This is a genomic window from Nitratireductor thuwali (genome assembly GCF_036621415.1).
Lineage (GTDB): Bacteria > Pseudomonadota > Alphaproteobacteria > Rhizobiales > Rhizobiaceae > Chelativorans > Chelativorans thuwali.
In genome coordinates this window covers 1,825,061-1,838,649 of the sequence record NZ_CP030941.1, presented here as the reverse complement: position 1 = coordinate 1,838,649, position 13,589 = coordinate 1,825,061, and the positions used below count along the sequence as shown (strand labels likewise).

11 protein-coding genes and 1 riboswitch are annotated in these 13,589 nt (G+C 64.4%); of the genes, 7 read left to right on the top strand and 4 right to left on the bottom strand.

The annotated features are described in order from the left end of the window. Window positions 1-15: 15 nt before the first annotated feature. The 6 genes from phbB to NTH_RS08800 all read left to right on the top strand — a co-directional run bounded on the left by phbB (window position 16) and on the right by NTH_RS08800 (window position 7,594). Window positions 16-738, top strand: coding sequence for an acetoacetyl-CoA reductase (gene phbB, locus NTH_RS08825; RefSeq protein WP_338529674.1), 723 nt, complete (start codon window positions 16-18; stop codon window positions 736-738). Between the two features lie 679 nt (window positions 739-1,417). Next, the gene (locus NTH_RS08820) at window positions 1,418-4,525 is read left to right on the top strand and encodes a helicase-related protein (RefSeq protein ID WP_338529673.1); all 3,108 of its coding nucleotides are present in this window, start codon (window positions 1,418-1,420) and stop codon (window positions 4,523-4,525) included. Window positions 4,526-4,534: 9 nt separating this feature from the next. Continuing rightward, on the top strand, window positions 4,535-4,912 hold the full coding sequence (locus NTH_RS08815; RefSeq protein WP_338531841.1) for an RNA-binding S4 domain-containing protein: 378 nt from the start codon (window positions 4,535-4,537) through the stop codon (window positions 4,910-4,912). Window positions 4,913-5,100: 188 nt separating this feature from the next. Next, window positions 5,101-5,439, top strand: coding sequence for a ferredoxin FdxA (gene fdxA, locus NTH_RS08810; protein WP_338529672.1), 339 nt, complete (start codon window positions 5,101-5,103; stop codon window positions 5,437-5,439). A 511-nt stretch (window positions 5,440-5,950) separates the two neighbouring features. Continuing rightward, window positions 5,951-6,529, top strand: coding sequence for a CarD family transcriptional regulator (locus NTH_RS08805; RefSeq protein WP_338529671.1), 579 nt, complete (start codon window positions 5,951-5,953; stop codon window positions 6,527-6,529). Window positions 6,530-6,730: 201 nt separating this feature from the next. After that, entirely contained in the window at window positions 6,731-7,594 is an 864-nt protein-coding gene (locus NTH_RS08800) for an RNA polymerase factor sigma-32 (RefSeq protein WP_338531840.1), read from the top strand. An 18-nt stretch (window positions 7,595-7,612) separates the two neighbouring features. On the opposite strand, the gene NTH_RS08795 is transcribed toward NTH_RS08800, so the two are convergent. The 4 genes from NTH_RS08795 to thiB all read right to left on the bottom strand — a co-directional run bounded on the left by NTH_RS08795 (window position 7,613) and on the right by thiB (window position 12,708). Further along, window positions 7,613-9,064, bottom strand: a complete 1,452-nt coding sequence (locus NTH_RS08795; protein ID WP_338529670.1) for a M48 family metalloprotease — start codon at window positions 9,062-9,064, stop codon at window positions 7,613-7,615. Between the two features lie 265 nt (window positions 9,065-9,329). Next, window positions 9,330-10,082: a thiamine ABC transporter ATP-binding protein gene (gene thiQ, locus NTH_RS08790; protein WP_338529669.1), complete on the bottom strand. Its 753-nt coding sequence runs from the start codon at window positions 10,080-10,082 to the stop codon at window positions 9,330-9,332. Continuing rightward, window positions 10,079-11,716 (bottom strand): thiamine/thiamine pyrophosphate ABC transporter permease, encoded by a 1,638-nt coding sequence (gene thiP / locus NTH_RS08785; RefSeq protein ID WP_338529668.1) that lies wholly within the window; start codon window positions 11,714-11,716, stop codon window positions 10,079-10,081. Before thiP ends, thiQ begins: the two co-directional genes overlap by 4 nt. Beyond that, window positions 11,692-12,708 (bottom strand): thiamine ABC transporter substrate binding subunit, encoded by a 1,017-nt coding sequence (gene thiB / locus NTH_RS08780; protein WP_422392367.1) that lies wholly within the window; start codon window positions 12,706-12,708, stop codon window positions 11,692-11,694. The genes thiP and thiB overlap by 25 nt, the downstream gene beginning before the upstream one ends. Before the next feature lie 35 nt (window positions 12,709-12,743). Continuing rightward, a riboswitch (TPP riboswitch) is annotated at window positions 12,744-12,856 on the bottom strand. Between the two features lie 84 nt (window positions 12,857-12,940). Here thiB and NTH_RS08775 point away from each other — a divergent pair. Continuing rightward, window positions 12,941-13,588: a thiamine diphosphokinase gene (locus tag NTH_RS08775; protein WP_338529666.1), complete on the top strand. Its 648-nt coding sequence runs from the start codon at window positions 12,941-12,943 to the stop codon at window positions 13,586-13,588. Window position 13,589: the final 1 nt, after the last annotated feature.

Genomic DNA, 13,589 nt, shown 5'->3' with positions numbered 1-13,589 from the left:
AGGGAGGCGACTATCATGGCAAGAACGGCACTGGTTACCGGTGGAACGCGCGGCATCGGGGCGGCGATATCGATCGCTCTGAAGGAGGCGGGCTACCAGGTTGCGGCGAACTATGCCGGCAACGAGGAGGCGGCGAGCCGCTTTACCCAGGAGACAGGCATACCGGCCTTCCGCTGGTCCGTTGCCGACTACGAGGAATGCGCGGCGGGCATCGCCAAGGTCGAGGCCGAACTCGGGCCGGTCGATGTTCTGGTGAACAATGCCGGCATCACACGCGATGCCATGTTTCACAAGATGACGCCGCAGCAGTGGCGAGAGGTCGTTGACACCAATCTGAGCGGCGTCTTCAATATGACGCATCCTGTCTGGCCCGGTATGCGCGAGCGCAAGTTCGGCCGGGTAATCACCGTCTCCTCCATCAACGGCCAGAAGGGACAGGCCGGACAGGCGAACTACTCTGCCGCCAAGGCCGGCGATATCGGCTTCACGAAGGCGCTCGCCCAGGAAGGCGCGCGGGCAGGCATTACGGTCAACACCATCTGTCCGGGCTATATCGCCACGGACATGGTGATGGCCGTGCCGGAAGCCGTGCGCGAGAAGATCGTCGCGCAGATCCCCATTGGACGGCTCGGGGAGGCCAGCGAAATAGCGCGCTGCGTGGTGTTCCTGGCTTCGGACGACGCCGGCTTCATCACCGGCTCGACGCTCACCGCCAATGGTGGGCAGTACATTACCTGAGGTGGACCTGACATGGCGTGTGCCACAACGGCACGCACTTCCTAACATCCACGGTCTGATGCGGGGTCTAGCCGAGCGCCAGGCTGTGGAACGTCTGTTGAAAGCCTGTGGATATCACAATATGTAGTGGAGAACGTATCAGGAACCTCAGTGAAGCGCCGATTCGTCGCCGATTCGTTCCGTGTTTGGCCGGTTCGTTAACGCGCGCCGGTCCAGCGGCGCAAGATCGTTTAACGGACGGTTCAGAAAGGTGAACGAAATCTTAAACTTAGAAGGTTCGTTGCGATGCACCGCTCCGTCGGCGCGGAAAAGATTAACGCCCGATGCCGAATCGCTTCTGCCGAGAAATGTCGCGATTCATCATGTGGCCGCTGGCACCGTCCAGAGCACAAGATATTGGGGTGAACAAATCAGGAATACACGCTGGTGAGTGATTCGTCGCCGATTCGTTCCAGACTCGTTCCAAAAATTAACCGGCCAAAGTTTGCCGGGCCGAAGTTCGACACGCGGGAACATCGTTGCCGGCAGCTTTTGCCTTTTGCTGGCGGCCATGCTTCCTATATGACTGCGGCAGCATTCTGCGGAAACGACATCCGCGGGTGCGCAACTGGTTGTCCGAAGTGAAACCGCGGAGGAAGGCGATCGGCCCGTCCCGGTTTTGCGCAATTCAAGGCTGCGAATGAACATTCAGCCGAACAGCTCTGAAGCGGCGATCCTGCGTGGACGCGGCGTCACCGCGGTGCTTGGCCCCACCAATACCGGCAAGACGCATATGGCGATCGAGCGGATGGTGGCGCACAAATCCGGCCTCATCGGGCTGCCGCTCCGGCTATTGGCGCGCGAGGTCTATGGCAGGGTCGCAGGCCGGGTGGGCGTGGAGAACGTGTCGCTCGTCACGGGCGAGGAAAAGATCGTGCCTCCCGGTGCGCGCTATTCCGTCTGCACCGTCGAGGCCATGCCGCGCCAGACCGATGCCGATTTCGTGGCCATCGACGAAGTGCAGCTTGCCGCCGATCTGGAGCGTGGGCACATCTTCACCGACCGGCTGCTGCATCTGCGCGGGCGCCAGGAGACGCTGCTTTTGGGTGCTGCCACCATGCGCGGCATCCTGGAGCGCCTTCTCAAGGGCATTTCCGTGGTCACGCGGCCGCGCATGTCGGTGCTCACCTATTCGGGATCCAAGAAGATCACGCGCCTGCCGCGGCGCTCGGCCATTGTCGCATTCTCCGCCGACGAGGTCTACGCCATCGGGGAGCTCATCCGCCGGCAGCGCGGCGGCGCGGCCATCGTGCTCGGCGCCCTCAGCCCGCGCACGCGCAATGCGCAGGTGGCGCTCTACCAGTCGGGGGACGTCGACTATCTGGTGGCGACGGACGCCATCGGCATGGGCCTCAATCTCGACGTTGATCACGTGGCCTTCGCGCAGAACCAGAAATTCGACGGTTTCCAGTATCGTCCGCTTTCGGCTGCGGAGCTTGGGCAGATCGCTGGACGTGCCGGCCGGCACGTCCGCGACGGCACGTTCGGTGTCACGGGCCGGGTCGATCCACTGGACGATGCGCTCGTCGAGCGGATCGAGACGCATCATTTCGAGCCCTCCAAGGTCCTGCAATGGCGCTCGTCGCAGACGGATTTCTCCTCCATCGATGCCCTCAAGGCTTCGCTCGAGCGCCTGCCCGCGATCGAGGGGCTGACCAGGGCTCTGCCGGCGGCGGACATGAAGGTCCTGGATCATCTGTCGCGCGAAGAAGACATTCGCGCTCTGGCCGGGGATCGGCGGCAGGTCGAGACGCTGTGGGATGCATGCGCGCTGCCGGACTACCGCAAGATCGCGCCGGCCCAGCATGCCGAGATCGTCAGGGCGATCTTCACTGACCTTGCAAAGTTCGGCCGTGTTGACGAGGACTACATGGCCGATCAGGTGCGGCGGGCCACCTCGACCGAAGGCGAAATTGATGCGCTTTCGCATCGCATTGCCCAAATCCGTACCTGGACCTTTGTCTCCCACCGGCCCGGCTGGTTGGCCGATCCGACACACTGGCAGGAAAAAACGCGAGAGATTGAGGACAGGCTGTCCGATGCGCTGCATGAGCGATTGACGAAACGCTTCGTTGACCGCAGGACTTCCGTGCTCATGAAGCGCCTGAGAGAGAACGCAATGCCGGAAGCAGAAGTAAGCGCCGCAGGTGAAGTCCTGGTAGAAGGACATCACGTGGGCGAGATGCAGGGTTTTCGCTTTACCGCGGACAGGACGGCGGAGGGCGAGGACGCCCGCGCCGTCAAGGCGGCGGCGCAGAAGGCGCTTGCGGCCGAGTTCGAGACACGGGCTGAGCGCTTCGGCGCGGCGCCGAACGGCGATCTGGCGCTGGGGTCGGATGGCGTGCTGCGCTGGCTCGGTGCGCCCGTTGCCACGCTGGTGGCCGGCGACGACGCTCTGAGGCCGCGCGTCGTCGTGCTGGCCGACGAGCAATTGACGGGGCCGGCGCGTGACAAGGTCGTGCAGCGGGCGGAGCGGTTCGTAAATTTCCAGGTGGAAAGCCATCTGAAGCCACTGCTGGATCTGCGGCAGGCAGATGCACTTTCAGGCATCGCACGCGGGCTGGCGTTCCAGCTATCGGAGAATTTCGGCCTGCTCAATCGCCGCGACGTGGCGGACGAGGTGCGCGGCCTCGATCAGGATGCGCGCGCCGCGCTGCGCCGGCTGGGTGTGCGCTTCGGCGCCTATCACGTCTTCATTCCCGCGCTCATCAAGCCGGCGCCTGCCGGCTTGGCGACGCTGCTGTGGGCGCTTGCCAACGATGCCAAGGACAAGCCCGGCTTCGGAGATGTCGTGACCGCGCTGGCCGCCGGCCGCACGTCGGTCGTCACCGATTCCGAATTCGAGCGGGCCTTTTACCGCTTGGCGGGGTTCCGCAATCTGGGTAGGCGGGCCGTGCGTGTCGACATCCTCGAGCGCCTGGCCGATCTCATACGCCCGGCGCTTGCCTGGAAGCCCGGCAGCGGCCCGCGCCCGGAAGGCGCGTTCGACGGCAGCGCCTTTATCGTGACTCCGGCAATGATGTCGATCCTGGGCGCTACCGCCGAGGACATGGAGGCTATCCTCAAGGGGCTCGGCTACCGGGCTGAGGAAAAGCCGGCCGAGGAGGTTGCGGCGAGGCTCCAAGCGCTCGATGAAGAGGCGGCGGCAAAGCAAGCCGGAAGCGAGCAAGCAGCGCAGACCGGCGCTGAAGGCCCGCCGGCACAGGCACCCGCCGAAGCTGCAACTCAGCCGGCGGCCGCATCGGCCTCCGTGGAGGAAGCCGGCGGGTCCGAAGCCGGGCAAGACGCTGGCCGTCGGGACGGGGAACCTGTTGCCGACCGTGGCCCGGCGCAGCCGTTGGAGGTGGACGAACCGGAAGCGACCGCCAAGCCCGGTCCGGAACAATCTGCCTCCGCTGCCTCCGCTGCGCCTGCTTCGGCGTCAGGGGAGGGCGAGGCCGAAGAAGCGCCCCGGCCCGTGCTGATCTGGCGGCCCGCCCGTTTCGAGCGCCGCAAGCCGGTGCAAAAGCGCGAGCAGCGAGAGGGAGACAAGCCCGCGCGTGCGAAGGGACGCAATCCCAGCCGCCGGGCTGACCAGGGAGCTGGTCATGGGCGCGACGGCCAGCGTAAGGGTGGACCGAAGGGCAAACCCAGCCAGGGGCCGAAGCATCCCCAGGCGCGGCCGCCCCAACCGAGCCGGCCGGCGAAGGTCGATCCGGATTCGCCCTTCGCCAAACTTGCCGCGCTCCGGGAACAGCTCAAGAAATAGGGCCATGTGTTGACTGCTCCGTCCGAACGCCAGCGCATAGACAAATGGCTGTTCTTCGCGCGGGTGGTGAAGTCGCGCTCGCTGGCGGCCAAGCTGACGGTGGCCGGCAAGGTGCGGGTCAACCGCGTCAAGGTCGACCAGGCCGCCTATCCGGTCAAACCCGGCGACGTGCTGACGATCACGCTGGAGCGGCGCATCGTCGTCTACAAGGTGCTGCTGCCCGGCGCGCGGCGCGGACCGGCCGAGGAAGCCCGGACGCTTTACGAGGATTTGACGCCGCCGGCGGAAATAGCCGTGAAGCCGGCTGACGGTGAGCGGGCAGCCGGCGCAGGGCGGCCGACCAAGCGCGAACGCCGCCAGATAGAACGGTTGCGCAACGAGGACTGAGCGATTGATCCGGGCCCCAATGTGTCGCCGCCGGCATTGTGAAACGATGTTCTCCTGCCGCGCCCGGCGACGCAATGTGAACCCTTGCCACGGCCCTTCAAAGGGGCTACCTCACCCGCCGTTAGCACTAGTCCAGCATGGTTTGCGGCAGACATGAAGCCCATTCTCCGGAGCACCGGGAGCCCCAGATGACCTATCTCGTGACCGACAATTGCATCAAATGCAAATATATGGATTGCGTGGAGGTGTGCCCTGTCGACTGCTTCTATGAAGGCGAGAACATGCTCGTCATTCATCCGGACGAGTGCATCGACTGCGGCGTCTGCGAGCCCGAATGTCCGGCCGAGGCCATCAAGCCGGATACCGAGCCGGGCCTCGACAAATGGCTGCAGGTGAATACGGAATTCGCCGAGAAATGGCCCAACATCACTGTCAAGAGAGATCCTCCGCCGGACGCCAAGGAGTTCGATGGCGAAGAGGGCAAGTTCGAGAAATATTTCTCCACGGAGCCAGGCCAGGGCGACTAGATCACGACAAGGCTGTCTTGATCGTGACCTGTCCCCTTGCTGGAGCATGATCTTTTGCGAATGCGGGCGCCCACTTTTCGGAGTCGCGTTGAAAGGACGCGACCTGCACTTGAACCGCAGGGGTGAACCGCCGGGACCGGCGGGCAAATGAGCTGCGGCGCTATGTCGCGATTGGCCGAGGGTGGAGCACCGGCGCTTCGCCGCAATTGTGCATGTGCGGCAAATAGTTGATTCTTTCAGCTTTTTATGGTAGCTTGACTCGATATGACGGTGACCAACACGTCTTTCGATGGCGCAAGCGAACAATCACTGAGGGGTGGGATCTAATATCCGGGCCAGTCAATCTGGGCCGTGGCACTTTGTGTGCCGCTTGGCAACTGGAACATCCGGACCCATCTTTCACAGAGTGAGTTGCACGTTCCAAGCACGCGAGAGTCAAGTCTCCGGCGCTACCGCCCCGGGCAGGAGAATCAAATCTCCGCGCCCCATTAAGAACAGGAGTTTCAGGCGTATGGCAACCCAGCAAAAAAAATCGGCAACACGTCAGGGTTTCAAGACGGGCGAGTACATCGTCTACCCAGCGCACGGCGTCGGGCAGATCGCTACGATCGAGGAACAGGAAGTGGCCGGGCACAAGCTGGAGCTGTTCGTGATCGACTTCCAGAAGGACAAGATGCGCCTCAAGGTGCCGGTCGCCAAGGCGACATCGATCGGCATGCGCAAGCTTTCCGAGACGGATTATGTGGATCGCGCTCTCAAGGTCGTTCAGGGACGTGCCCGCGTGAAGCGCACCATGTGGTCGCGCCGCGCGCAGGAGTATGATGCCAAGATCAATTCCGGCGACCTGATCTCCATCTCGGAGGTCGTGCGCGACCTTTATCGGGCCGAGAACCAGCCCGAGCAGTCCTACTCCGAGCGTCAGCTCTATGAGGCGGCGCTCGACCGGATGGCGCGTGAGATCGCAGCGGTCAACCAGATGTCGGAGACCGAGGCTGTCCGCCTCATCGAGGTCAACCTCAACAAGGGTCCGCGCCGCGGCGCCAAGGCCGACAACGAGGAGGCCGAGACGGAGAAGGAAGAGGCGGCATAATACCCCTTTCTCTGCCAACGCATTTGAAGCCCGGCCCAGCGCCGGGCTTTTTGCATGGCAGCCCTCGCACGGCTCCTGCGGGGGCAGCGGAGATGGAACTATCAGGCATTGCCAGACGTTACTGTTCCCAACGCTTGCTCTTAGGAGCGAGCGGGGCCGGCGATACCGGTCGGGTTTGGGAGCGGGGTATCGGGAGCAGCCATCATGGAAAATAGTGCCAGGCAGCGAATGATCAAGGCGGCGATGAAGGCGCCCTATCTGGAGCGCGATGAAGAGCACGAGTTGGCGGTCAAGTGGAAGCAGGGCAAGGATCAGGATGCGCTGCACCGCATCACGACCGCTCACATGCGGCTGGTCATCTCCATGGCAGCGAAGTTCCGTAATTTCGGCCTGTCGATGAGCGACCTGATCCAGGAAGGGCATGTGGGGCTGCTGGAAGCGGCCGCGCGATTCGACCCGGAGCGTGAAGTCCGCTTCTCGACCTATGCGACCTGGTGGATCCGGGCATCGATGCAGGATTTCATCCTGCGCAACTGGTCGATCGTGCGCGGCGGAACGAGTTCGGCTCAGAAGGCGCTGTTCTTCAATCTCCGGCGGCTGCGTGCGAAGCTTCAGCGGACAGGCGACTCCACCTCGACAGCCGACGTCTATCGCGAGGTGGCGCTCGCGCTCAAGGTTCCGGAGTCCGATGTGGCGCTCATGGATTCCCGGCTGGCAGGCTCGGACTCGTCACTCAACGCGCCGTTGAAGACCGATAACGATCAGGCGACCGAACGGATCGAGTTCCTCGTCAGCGATGCGCCGTTGCCGGACGACGTGGTCGGCGAAACGATCGACGGCGAACGGCGAAGCGCATGGTTGGAGCAGGCGCTGATGACGCTGAACGGCCGCGAACTCCAGATACTCCGGCAAAGACGCCTGTCGGAAGACGGCGCAACCCTCGAATCGCTCGGCGAGACCCTCGGCATCTCGAAGGAGAGGGTCAGGCAGATCGAATCGCGCGCCCTGGAGAAACTCCGCACCGCTCTCGTTGAAAAGCATCCCGAGCTGCAGCCGCGGCCCTGACGCGGGCGCATCGCCCGCTCAACGATCGGTGACGATCTTCACCCTGTCGCCGGCCGATAGGGTGGTGCCGGGGCCCAGCGCGTTCAACACCCTGAACAGTTCCAGCTTGCGGCCGACGCCGACCATCTGATTGGCGAAGGTTGCAACGCTATCTCCCGGCCTGACCGTCACCACACGGATGCGCAGCGGCTTCAGCGCGGCGATTTCTGCCTGGTCCATCACGCGGAAGGTGCCGGTGATCTGGCGGGCGATGCTGTCGAGTTGCGTGCTCTCGCGCGGCGCCCCGGTCAGAAGCCGATAGACCTGTTCGCCGACCCTTACGACCGTCACGTCGAATTGCCAATCGTCGGCATAGGCGCGGGCATTTACAGCCTCGCGGCCATTGATGGTGGTCGTGCGGATCGAGGACTTGTCGAGGCCGTCGAGCCAGCCGGAGTTGAGGTAGTCGGTCAGCGACAAGGAGGAGGCAACGGTGGTGCCGTCGAACCGGAAGGCGAGATTGCCGGGGCCGGCGGCGACGACCTCGCCCGAGGAATTGTCGATCACGAACCCTTCGGGCACGGAGAACGCAACGCCGAGCGTCGGGTGCATGAAGTCGGTGCCGCGCACATAGCCTTGATCCGGCTTGTCGCCGAACAGGATACCATCGATGCCGTCGAGGAAGGCTTCGCGGTCGCGTGCCCCGGTGCCGGGCATGCCGAATTGCCTGGCATGGCCCTGGGCGAGCTCGATGCGGCGCGGCGCGTTGGGGTGACTCGCCAGAAAATCGAGGCTCGCGTCACTCGCGCCGCTGACATTGCGGAAGCTCTGATAGGCGTCCATCGAGCGCAGGAACCGGGCGGCGGCATAGGGATCGTAGCCGGCTCTGCCGGTGGCCTTGATGCCCACGGCATCCGCTTCCAATTCCTGATTGCGCGAGAACTGGGCCAGCCTCAGCTTGCCGCGCACGGCGGCCGCGCGGGCGGTGCTGTCGCCGACCAGAACCTCGTCGACGACGCGCGTGGTCAGGTCGGCCTCTGCTTCCTTGCGCTGCCTCTCGATGCCGTGATTCGCGGTTACATGCGCCATCTCATGCGCCAGCACCGCCGCAACCTCGGCCGAATCATTGGCCAATGCCAGCAGTCCCCGGGTGACATAGAGATAGCCGCCAGGTAGTGCGAACGCATTGATGTTCGGCGAATCCAAAATGGTGATGCGGTAGGCTTGTGACGGGCTGTCGGGGTTGAGGGTCAGCCTGCCGACCACCTTGGCCAGCATGCGCTCCAGCTTCGGGTCCGAATATTCGCCGCCATAGGTCTGGAGGATCTTGGGATGCTGACGGCGCGCCAGGCTGGCCAGCCGGTCGCCGCGGGTAACGGTGTCGACGGTAACCGGATTGTCGGACGGCACGAACTTCGAGTCGCCCATATCCAAAGTCTGGCACCCGGCAAGCAGCATGCCGGCACCAAGCAGCCCGCCGCGAAGAAGCATGCGGCTGCCTTTCCGCCCGATCGCGGCTCTTCCTAATGATACACCGTGCGACAGGGCCGGTTCCTTCCGAATGACACTTGCGCTAATACCGCCTCCGCCGGGGACCTAGCCACAGACTTGGCCTCAAGACAAGATCGTCCCGCGCGCGGAGCCCGACGCGACAGAACAGCCGCAATGACCGGAGAGGCATCGGCCTCGAACCGTCTGCGACTGTCCTATATGCACCGGTAGATAATGGTGGAATCACGACAGGCAATGCGCGCGGTCATTCTTTCCTACCCTGCGCACCGAGATAGAGATCGAATGCCTCGGGCCCCTTGCCCGAAAGGAACTCCGCCGTCGGGCCGATCCCGGCCACCCGGCCGTTGTCGACCACGATCATCGTACTCGTCAGCCGGGCGGCGTCGCGGGGATGGTGGGTGGCCATGACAATGGTCATGGCGCGGTCGCGATGGAGATCCTTCACAAGTTCCAGCATTTCGTCGCGCAGCGCAGGACCGAGCGAGGCGAAGGGCTCGTCCAAAAGCAGCACCGGCCGGTCGCGCACGAGCACCCGGGCCAGCGCCACGCGCTGGCGCTCGCCGCCGGAAAGGGCGTGCGGGAGGCGGTTCTCCTTTCCCGACAGTCCCGTCCGCGAAAGGGCGGCGGCAATGTCCGTCCGGTCCTGCTCGCGCAAGCGCAGCCCGGGCGACCGGCCGAGACCGACATTCTGCTCCACGGTAAGATGGGCGAACAGGTTGTTCTCCTGAAACACCATCGAGACCGGCCGCCTGACGGGCGGAAGAGCCGTAACGTCCCGTCCGCCGATCAGTATGCGGCCGTCATCCGGCGTTTCAAAGCCCGCGACGAGATTGAGCAGTGTCGACTTGCCCGATCCGCTCGGCCCCATCACGGCGACGATGTCGGAGCGTTCGATCTCAAGGTCGAACAGCATCGCGGCGGCGCCGGGATAGGTGAAGAATGCCTGCTTGAGGCCTATGGAAGCCCCGCCCCGGCTCGTCGCATGTGTCGTGGTCATGCGCGTTCCTTACCCCAGCGGCCCGCGAGAAACATCAGCGCCATGCACAACAGGCCCAGAAACAGTGCGAGCCCGGCCGCATCGGCGGTCCGGTAGCTGCCCATGCGCTGTAGCAGCAGGTAGGGCAATGTCTGCACCTGATCGCTGCCGAACAGCGCGATGACCCCGAGATCGCCCAGCGAAAGCGCCATGGCGAAAGCGAAGGCGGTGCCCGCCGGCGCGCGCAGGCTCGGCCAGTCGACGAGGCGCAAGCGGTTCCACCCGCCAATGCCGAGCGCCAGGCACAGTTTTTCGTGGCGGGCGCTGGCGGCATCGTGGGCCGGGCGCAGCATCCTGATGGCGAAGGGCATGGCCATGAGCGCGTTGACCGTAATCACCATGACGGGTGCAAACGCAAAGACGTCTCCCAGATGGCGAAGCAGGATGAACCAGCCGGCGCCGATGATGATCGGCGGCACGATCAGAACCAGCATGGCGCCGGTGTCCGTCATCTGCTCCAGGGCACCGATGGACCGGCCGCCCCTGCGGATTTCCAGTGCGCGGCGGGCCATGACGAGGGCGATCGACAGCAGCAGGCAAAGCGCGGCGGAACTGGCGGAAAAGATGAGGCTGGTCCGCAGTGCGGCCAGAAATGCCGCCTCCCGCGCAAGGCGTGACAGTTCCGATTCAAGGCCCGCCAGAACGGTCGCGAGCATCGGGCCGGCGACGAAGGCCAGCGCTGCCAGGATGGCGGCTGAATTGAACAGCCGTTCCGGGTTACTTGGGAAGAGCGCACGCCGGGGCGAGGCGGGCAGGCTGGCGTCACCGGTGACCGAGGCGCCGAGGCGGGCGAGCGCGGTGACGATCAGCGCCGTCAGTGCGATCTGCGTCAGGGTTAGGGCGATGGCGCGGGCGGGGTCGAAATCGAACCGCAGCGCCTGATAGATCGCCACTTCCAGGGTGGTGGCGCGAGGACCGCCGCCAAGCGTCAGCACGATTGTGAAGGAGGTTGCGCACAGCATGAAGACGAGTCCCGCCACGCCCGGCAAGGCAGCGCGCAGGACAGGCCACTCGATAAAGCGGAAAGAAGCGCGCGCGCCCATGCCGAGCTGTGCCGAAAGGCGCCATTGGTCGGCGGCAATGTTTTCCAGCGCCGCAAGCAGCAGCCGCGTGGCCAGGGGAAGGTTGAAGAAGACATGGGCGACGAGAATGCCCGAGAGGCCATAGATGCCCGGCCAGCGCTCTTGCGCAAGGCCCGAGAATACCGGCGCAAAATAGCCGGCGCGCCCATAGAGCGCCAGAACGCCGAGCGCGGCGACGATTGCCGGGAGCGCCAGCGGAACGGCGAAAAGCTGCAGGATAAAGCTGCGCCCGAAGAACCGGGGATGCCGGGCGAGCGCCCGTGCCACGAAGATGGCCGGTACGACCGAGAGCAGGGTGGAAAGCAGCGCCTGCCAGAGCGTGAAGCGGGCGACGCGCACGAGATAGAGGTCGAATGCGGAAAGGGCTCCCCGCCAGTTGCCGGCGGCTTCCACCATCAGGCCGGCGAAGGCGCCACCAACCAGAAATGCGATCGCCGCCAGCGCGAATGCGCCGGCGGCGACACGGCCGTCGAACGAGGCGGTACGCCTCACCGGCTCATCACGGAAAGCCATTCATCGACCCAGGCCTTGCGGTTGGCCGCCACTTCCTCGGGTGTAAAGAGCAGCGCGCGGTCCGGCTGGACCAACTCGCCGAAGACTGGGTTCAGCGGTTCGGACGTCTGGCCGGCCGGAAACATCCAGTTGGTCTCCGGGATCACGTCCTGGAAGCCGGGACCGATCATGAAGGAAAGGAACTGGTCGGCCAGCGGATTGCCGGCGCCGGTCGTGGTCTTGGCGGCCACCTCGATCTGCAGGTAGTGGCCTTCCTTGAACGCGGCCGCCTTGTATCTCTCGCTGTCCTCGGCGATGCGGTGATAGGCAGGCGACGTGGTGTAGGAGAGGACCATCGGCACTTCTCCGCTGGTGAACAGCCCGTAGGATTCGCTCCAGCCCGGCGTCACCGTCAGCACCTTGTCTTCCAGCTTGGCCCAGGCGGCAGCGGCCTCTTCGCCATAGACGGCTTTCATCCACAGGAGCAGGCCGAGGCCGGGGGTGGAGGTGCGCGGGTCCTGGATGGCGATCTTCAAATCGCTGTCGTTCTCCACCAGTTCCTTGAGGCTGGCCGGCGGCTCGGATACGGCTTCGGTGTCGTAGACAAAGGCGAAGTAGCCGTAGTCATAGGGCACGAAGACATCGTCCTCGTAGCCGCCGGGAACGTCGATCCTGCCGAGGTCGACATTGTGGGGGACGAAAAGGCCGGTTTCCTTCGCGTCATGGATCAGGTTCGTGTCGAGCCCCAGGACGATGTCCGCCCTCGTGCCTTCGCCCTCCAGCCTGACGCGGTTGAGCAGGGCAACGCCATCGGCGACCGAAATGAACTCCAGATCGCAGCCGCATTCGGCCTCGAACGCCTCCTCCACCTGCGGGCCGGGACCCCAGTCCGAGGTGAAGCTTTCATAGGTGTAGATGGTGAGCTTTTCCTGCGCCGCGGCCGGCAGCGGGCCCGCGGCAGGGGCGGTTGCCAAGGCCGTGATCAGGAGCGGGAGAATGGTTTTCATGCGCATCGGGCGCCTCCTCGTATTCGGGTTCAGGGGAATGAGGCGCTATCGCGTCTAATCCCTCCGCCGGTGCAAGCCGGATCAGGTTCAGCGGGTTGGCATATGACCTCTCAGCAAGCCGCGCAGATGGCGGCCGGCACCCCGTTAGAGCGGTTGGGAAAATAGGGCGCGCAACGTTTGCGCGCAAGTGCTGTTCCGCGTTGGCGCATTGCGCGGCTTCGTGATATGCGCCACGGCCATGACCCGTTTCGCCATTCTCCTCGGCGGTGATGCCCACCGCACCCCCGAACTCGACGCACAGCTTTCCGGCAGCCGCGTCCTGGCGGCGGATTCGGGCATGCGCCATGCCGCCACGCTGGAGCTCGTGCCGGAACTTTGGGTTGGTGATTTCGATTCGGCGCCGGACGAACTGCTGCGGCAGTATTCGGACATTCCCCGTGAGATATACCCGCCCAATAAGGACAAGACCGACGGAGAACTGGCCATCGATCTGGCACTGGCGGCCGGCGCCAGCCAATTCGTTCTCGTCGGGGCGTTCGGCGGGGAGCGGCCGGACCATGCCTTCCTGCACATGACGCTGGCGTTGCAGCTTGCCGGGCGCGGCATTCCCGTGCTTCTGACGAGCGGGGCGCAGGAGGGCCATGCGCTGCTGCCGGGCACCCGCCATGAATTCGATTACGGCCAAGGAACAATCTTTTCCATCCTTGCCTTCGGCGAGCTTGCGGGGCTCACTGTCGAAGGTGCGAAATGGCCGCTCGACAACGTCATCGTGCCGTTTGGCTCCTCGCTGACGATTTCCAATGAGGTCCGGGGAAGGCTGTGCGTGAGGCTTGAGGAAGGTCGCGCCCTGCTGATCGCCCATCTTACCACCGAGGGAGTGCGCTGAC

Coding starts and splice junctions, on each gene's coding strand:
- phbB (WP_338529674.1), top strand. CDS start 16: ATGGCAAGAACGGCACTGGTTACCGGTGGAACGCGCGGCATCGGGGCG.
- thiB (WP_422392367.1), bottom strand. CDS start 12,708: ATGCGCATGAAAACCATTCTCCCGCTCCTGATCACGGCCTTGGCAACC.
- fdxA (WP_338529672.1), top strand. CDS start 5,101: ATGACCTATCTCGTGACCGACAATTGCATCAAATGCAAATATATGGAT.
- NTH_RS08820 (WP_338529673.1), top strand. CDS start 1,418: ATGAACATTCAGCCGAACAGCTCTGAAGCGGCGATCCTGCGTGGACGC.
- thiQ (WP_338529669.1), bottom strand. CDS start 10,082: ATGACCACGACACATGCGACGAGCCGGGGCGGGGCTTCCATAGGCCTC.
- NTH_RS08775 (WP_338529666.1), top strand. CDS start 12,941: ATGACCCGTTTCGCCATTCTCCTCGGCGGTGATGCCCACCGCACCCCC.
- thiP (WP_338529668.1), bottom strand. CDS start 11,716: ATGGCTTTCCGTGATGAGCCGGTGAGGCGTACCGCCTCGTTCGACGGC.
- NTH_RS08795 (WP_338529670.1), bottom strand. CDS start 9,064: ATGCTTCTTCGCGGCGGGCTGCTTGGTGCCGGCATGCTGCTTGCCGGG.
- NTH_RS08805 (WP_338529671.1), top strand. CDS start 5,951: ATGGCAACCCAGCAAAAAAAATCGGCAACACGTCAGGGTTTCAAGACG.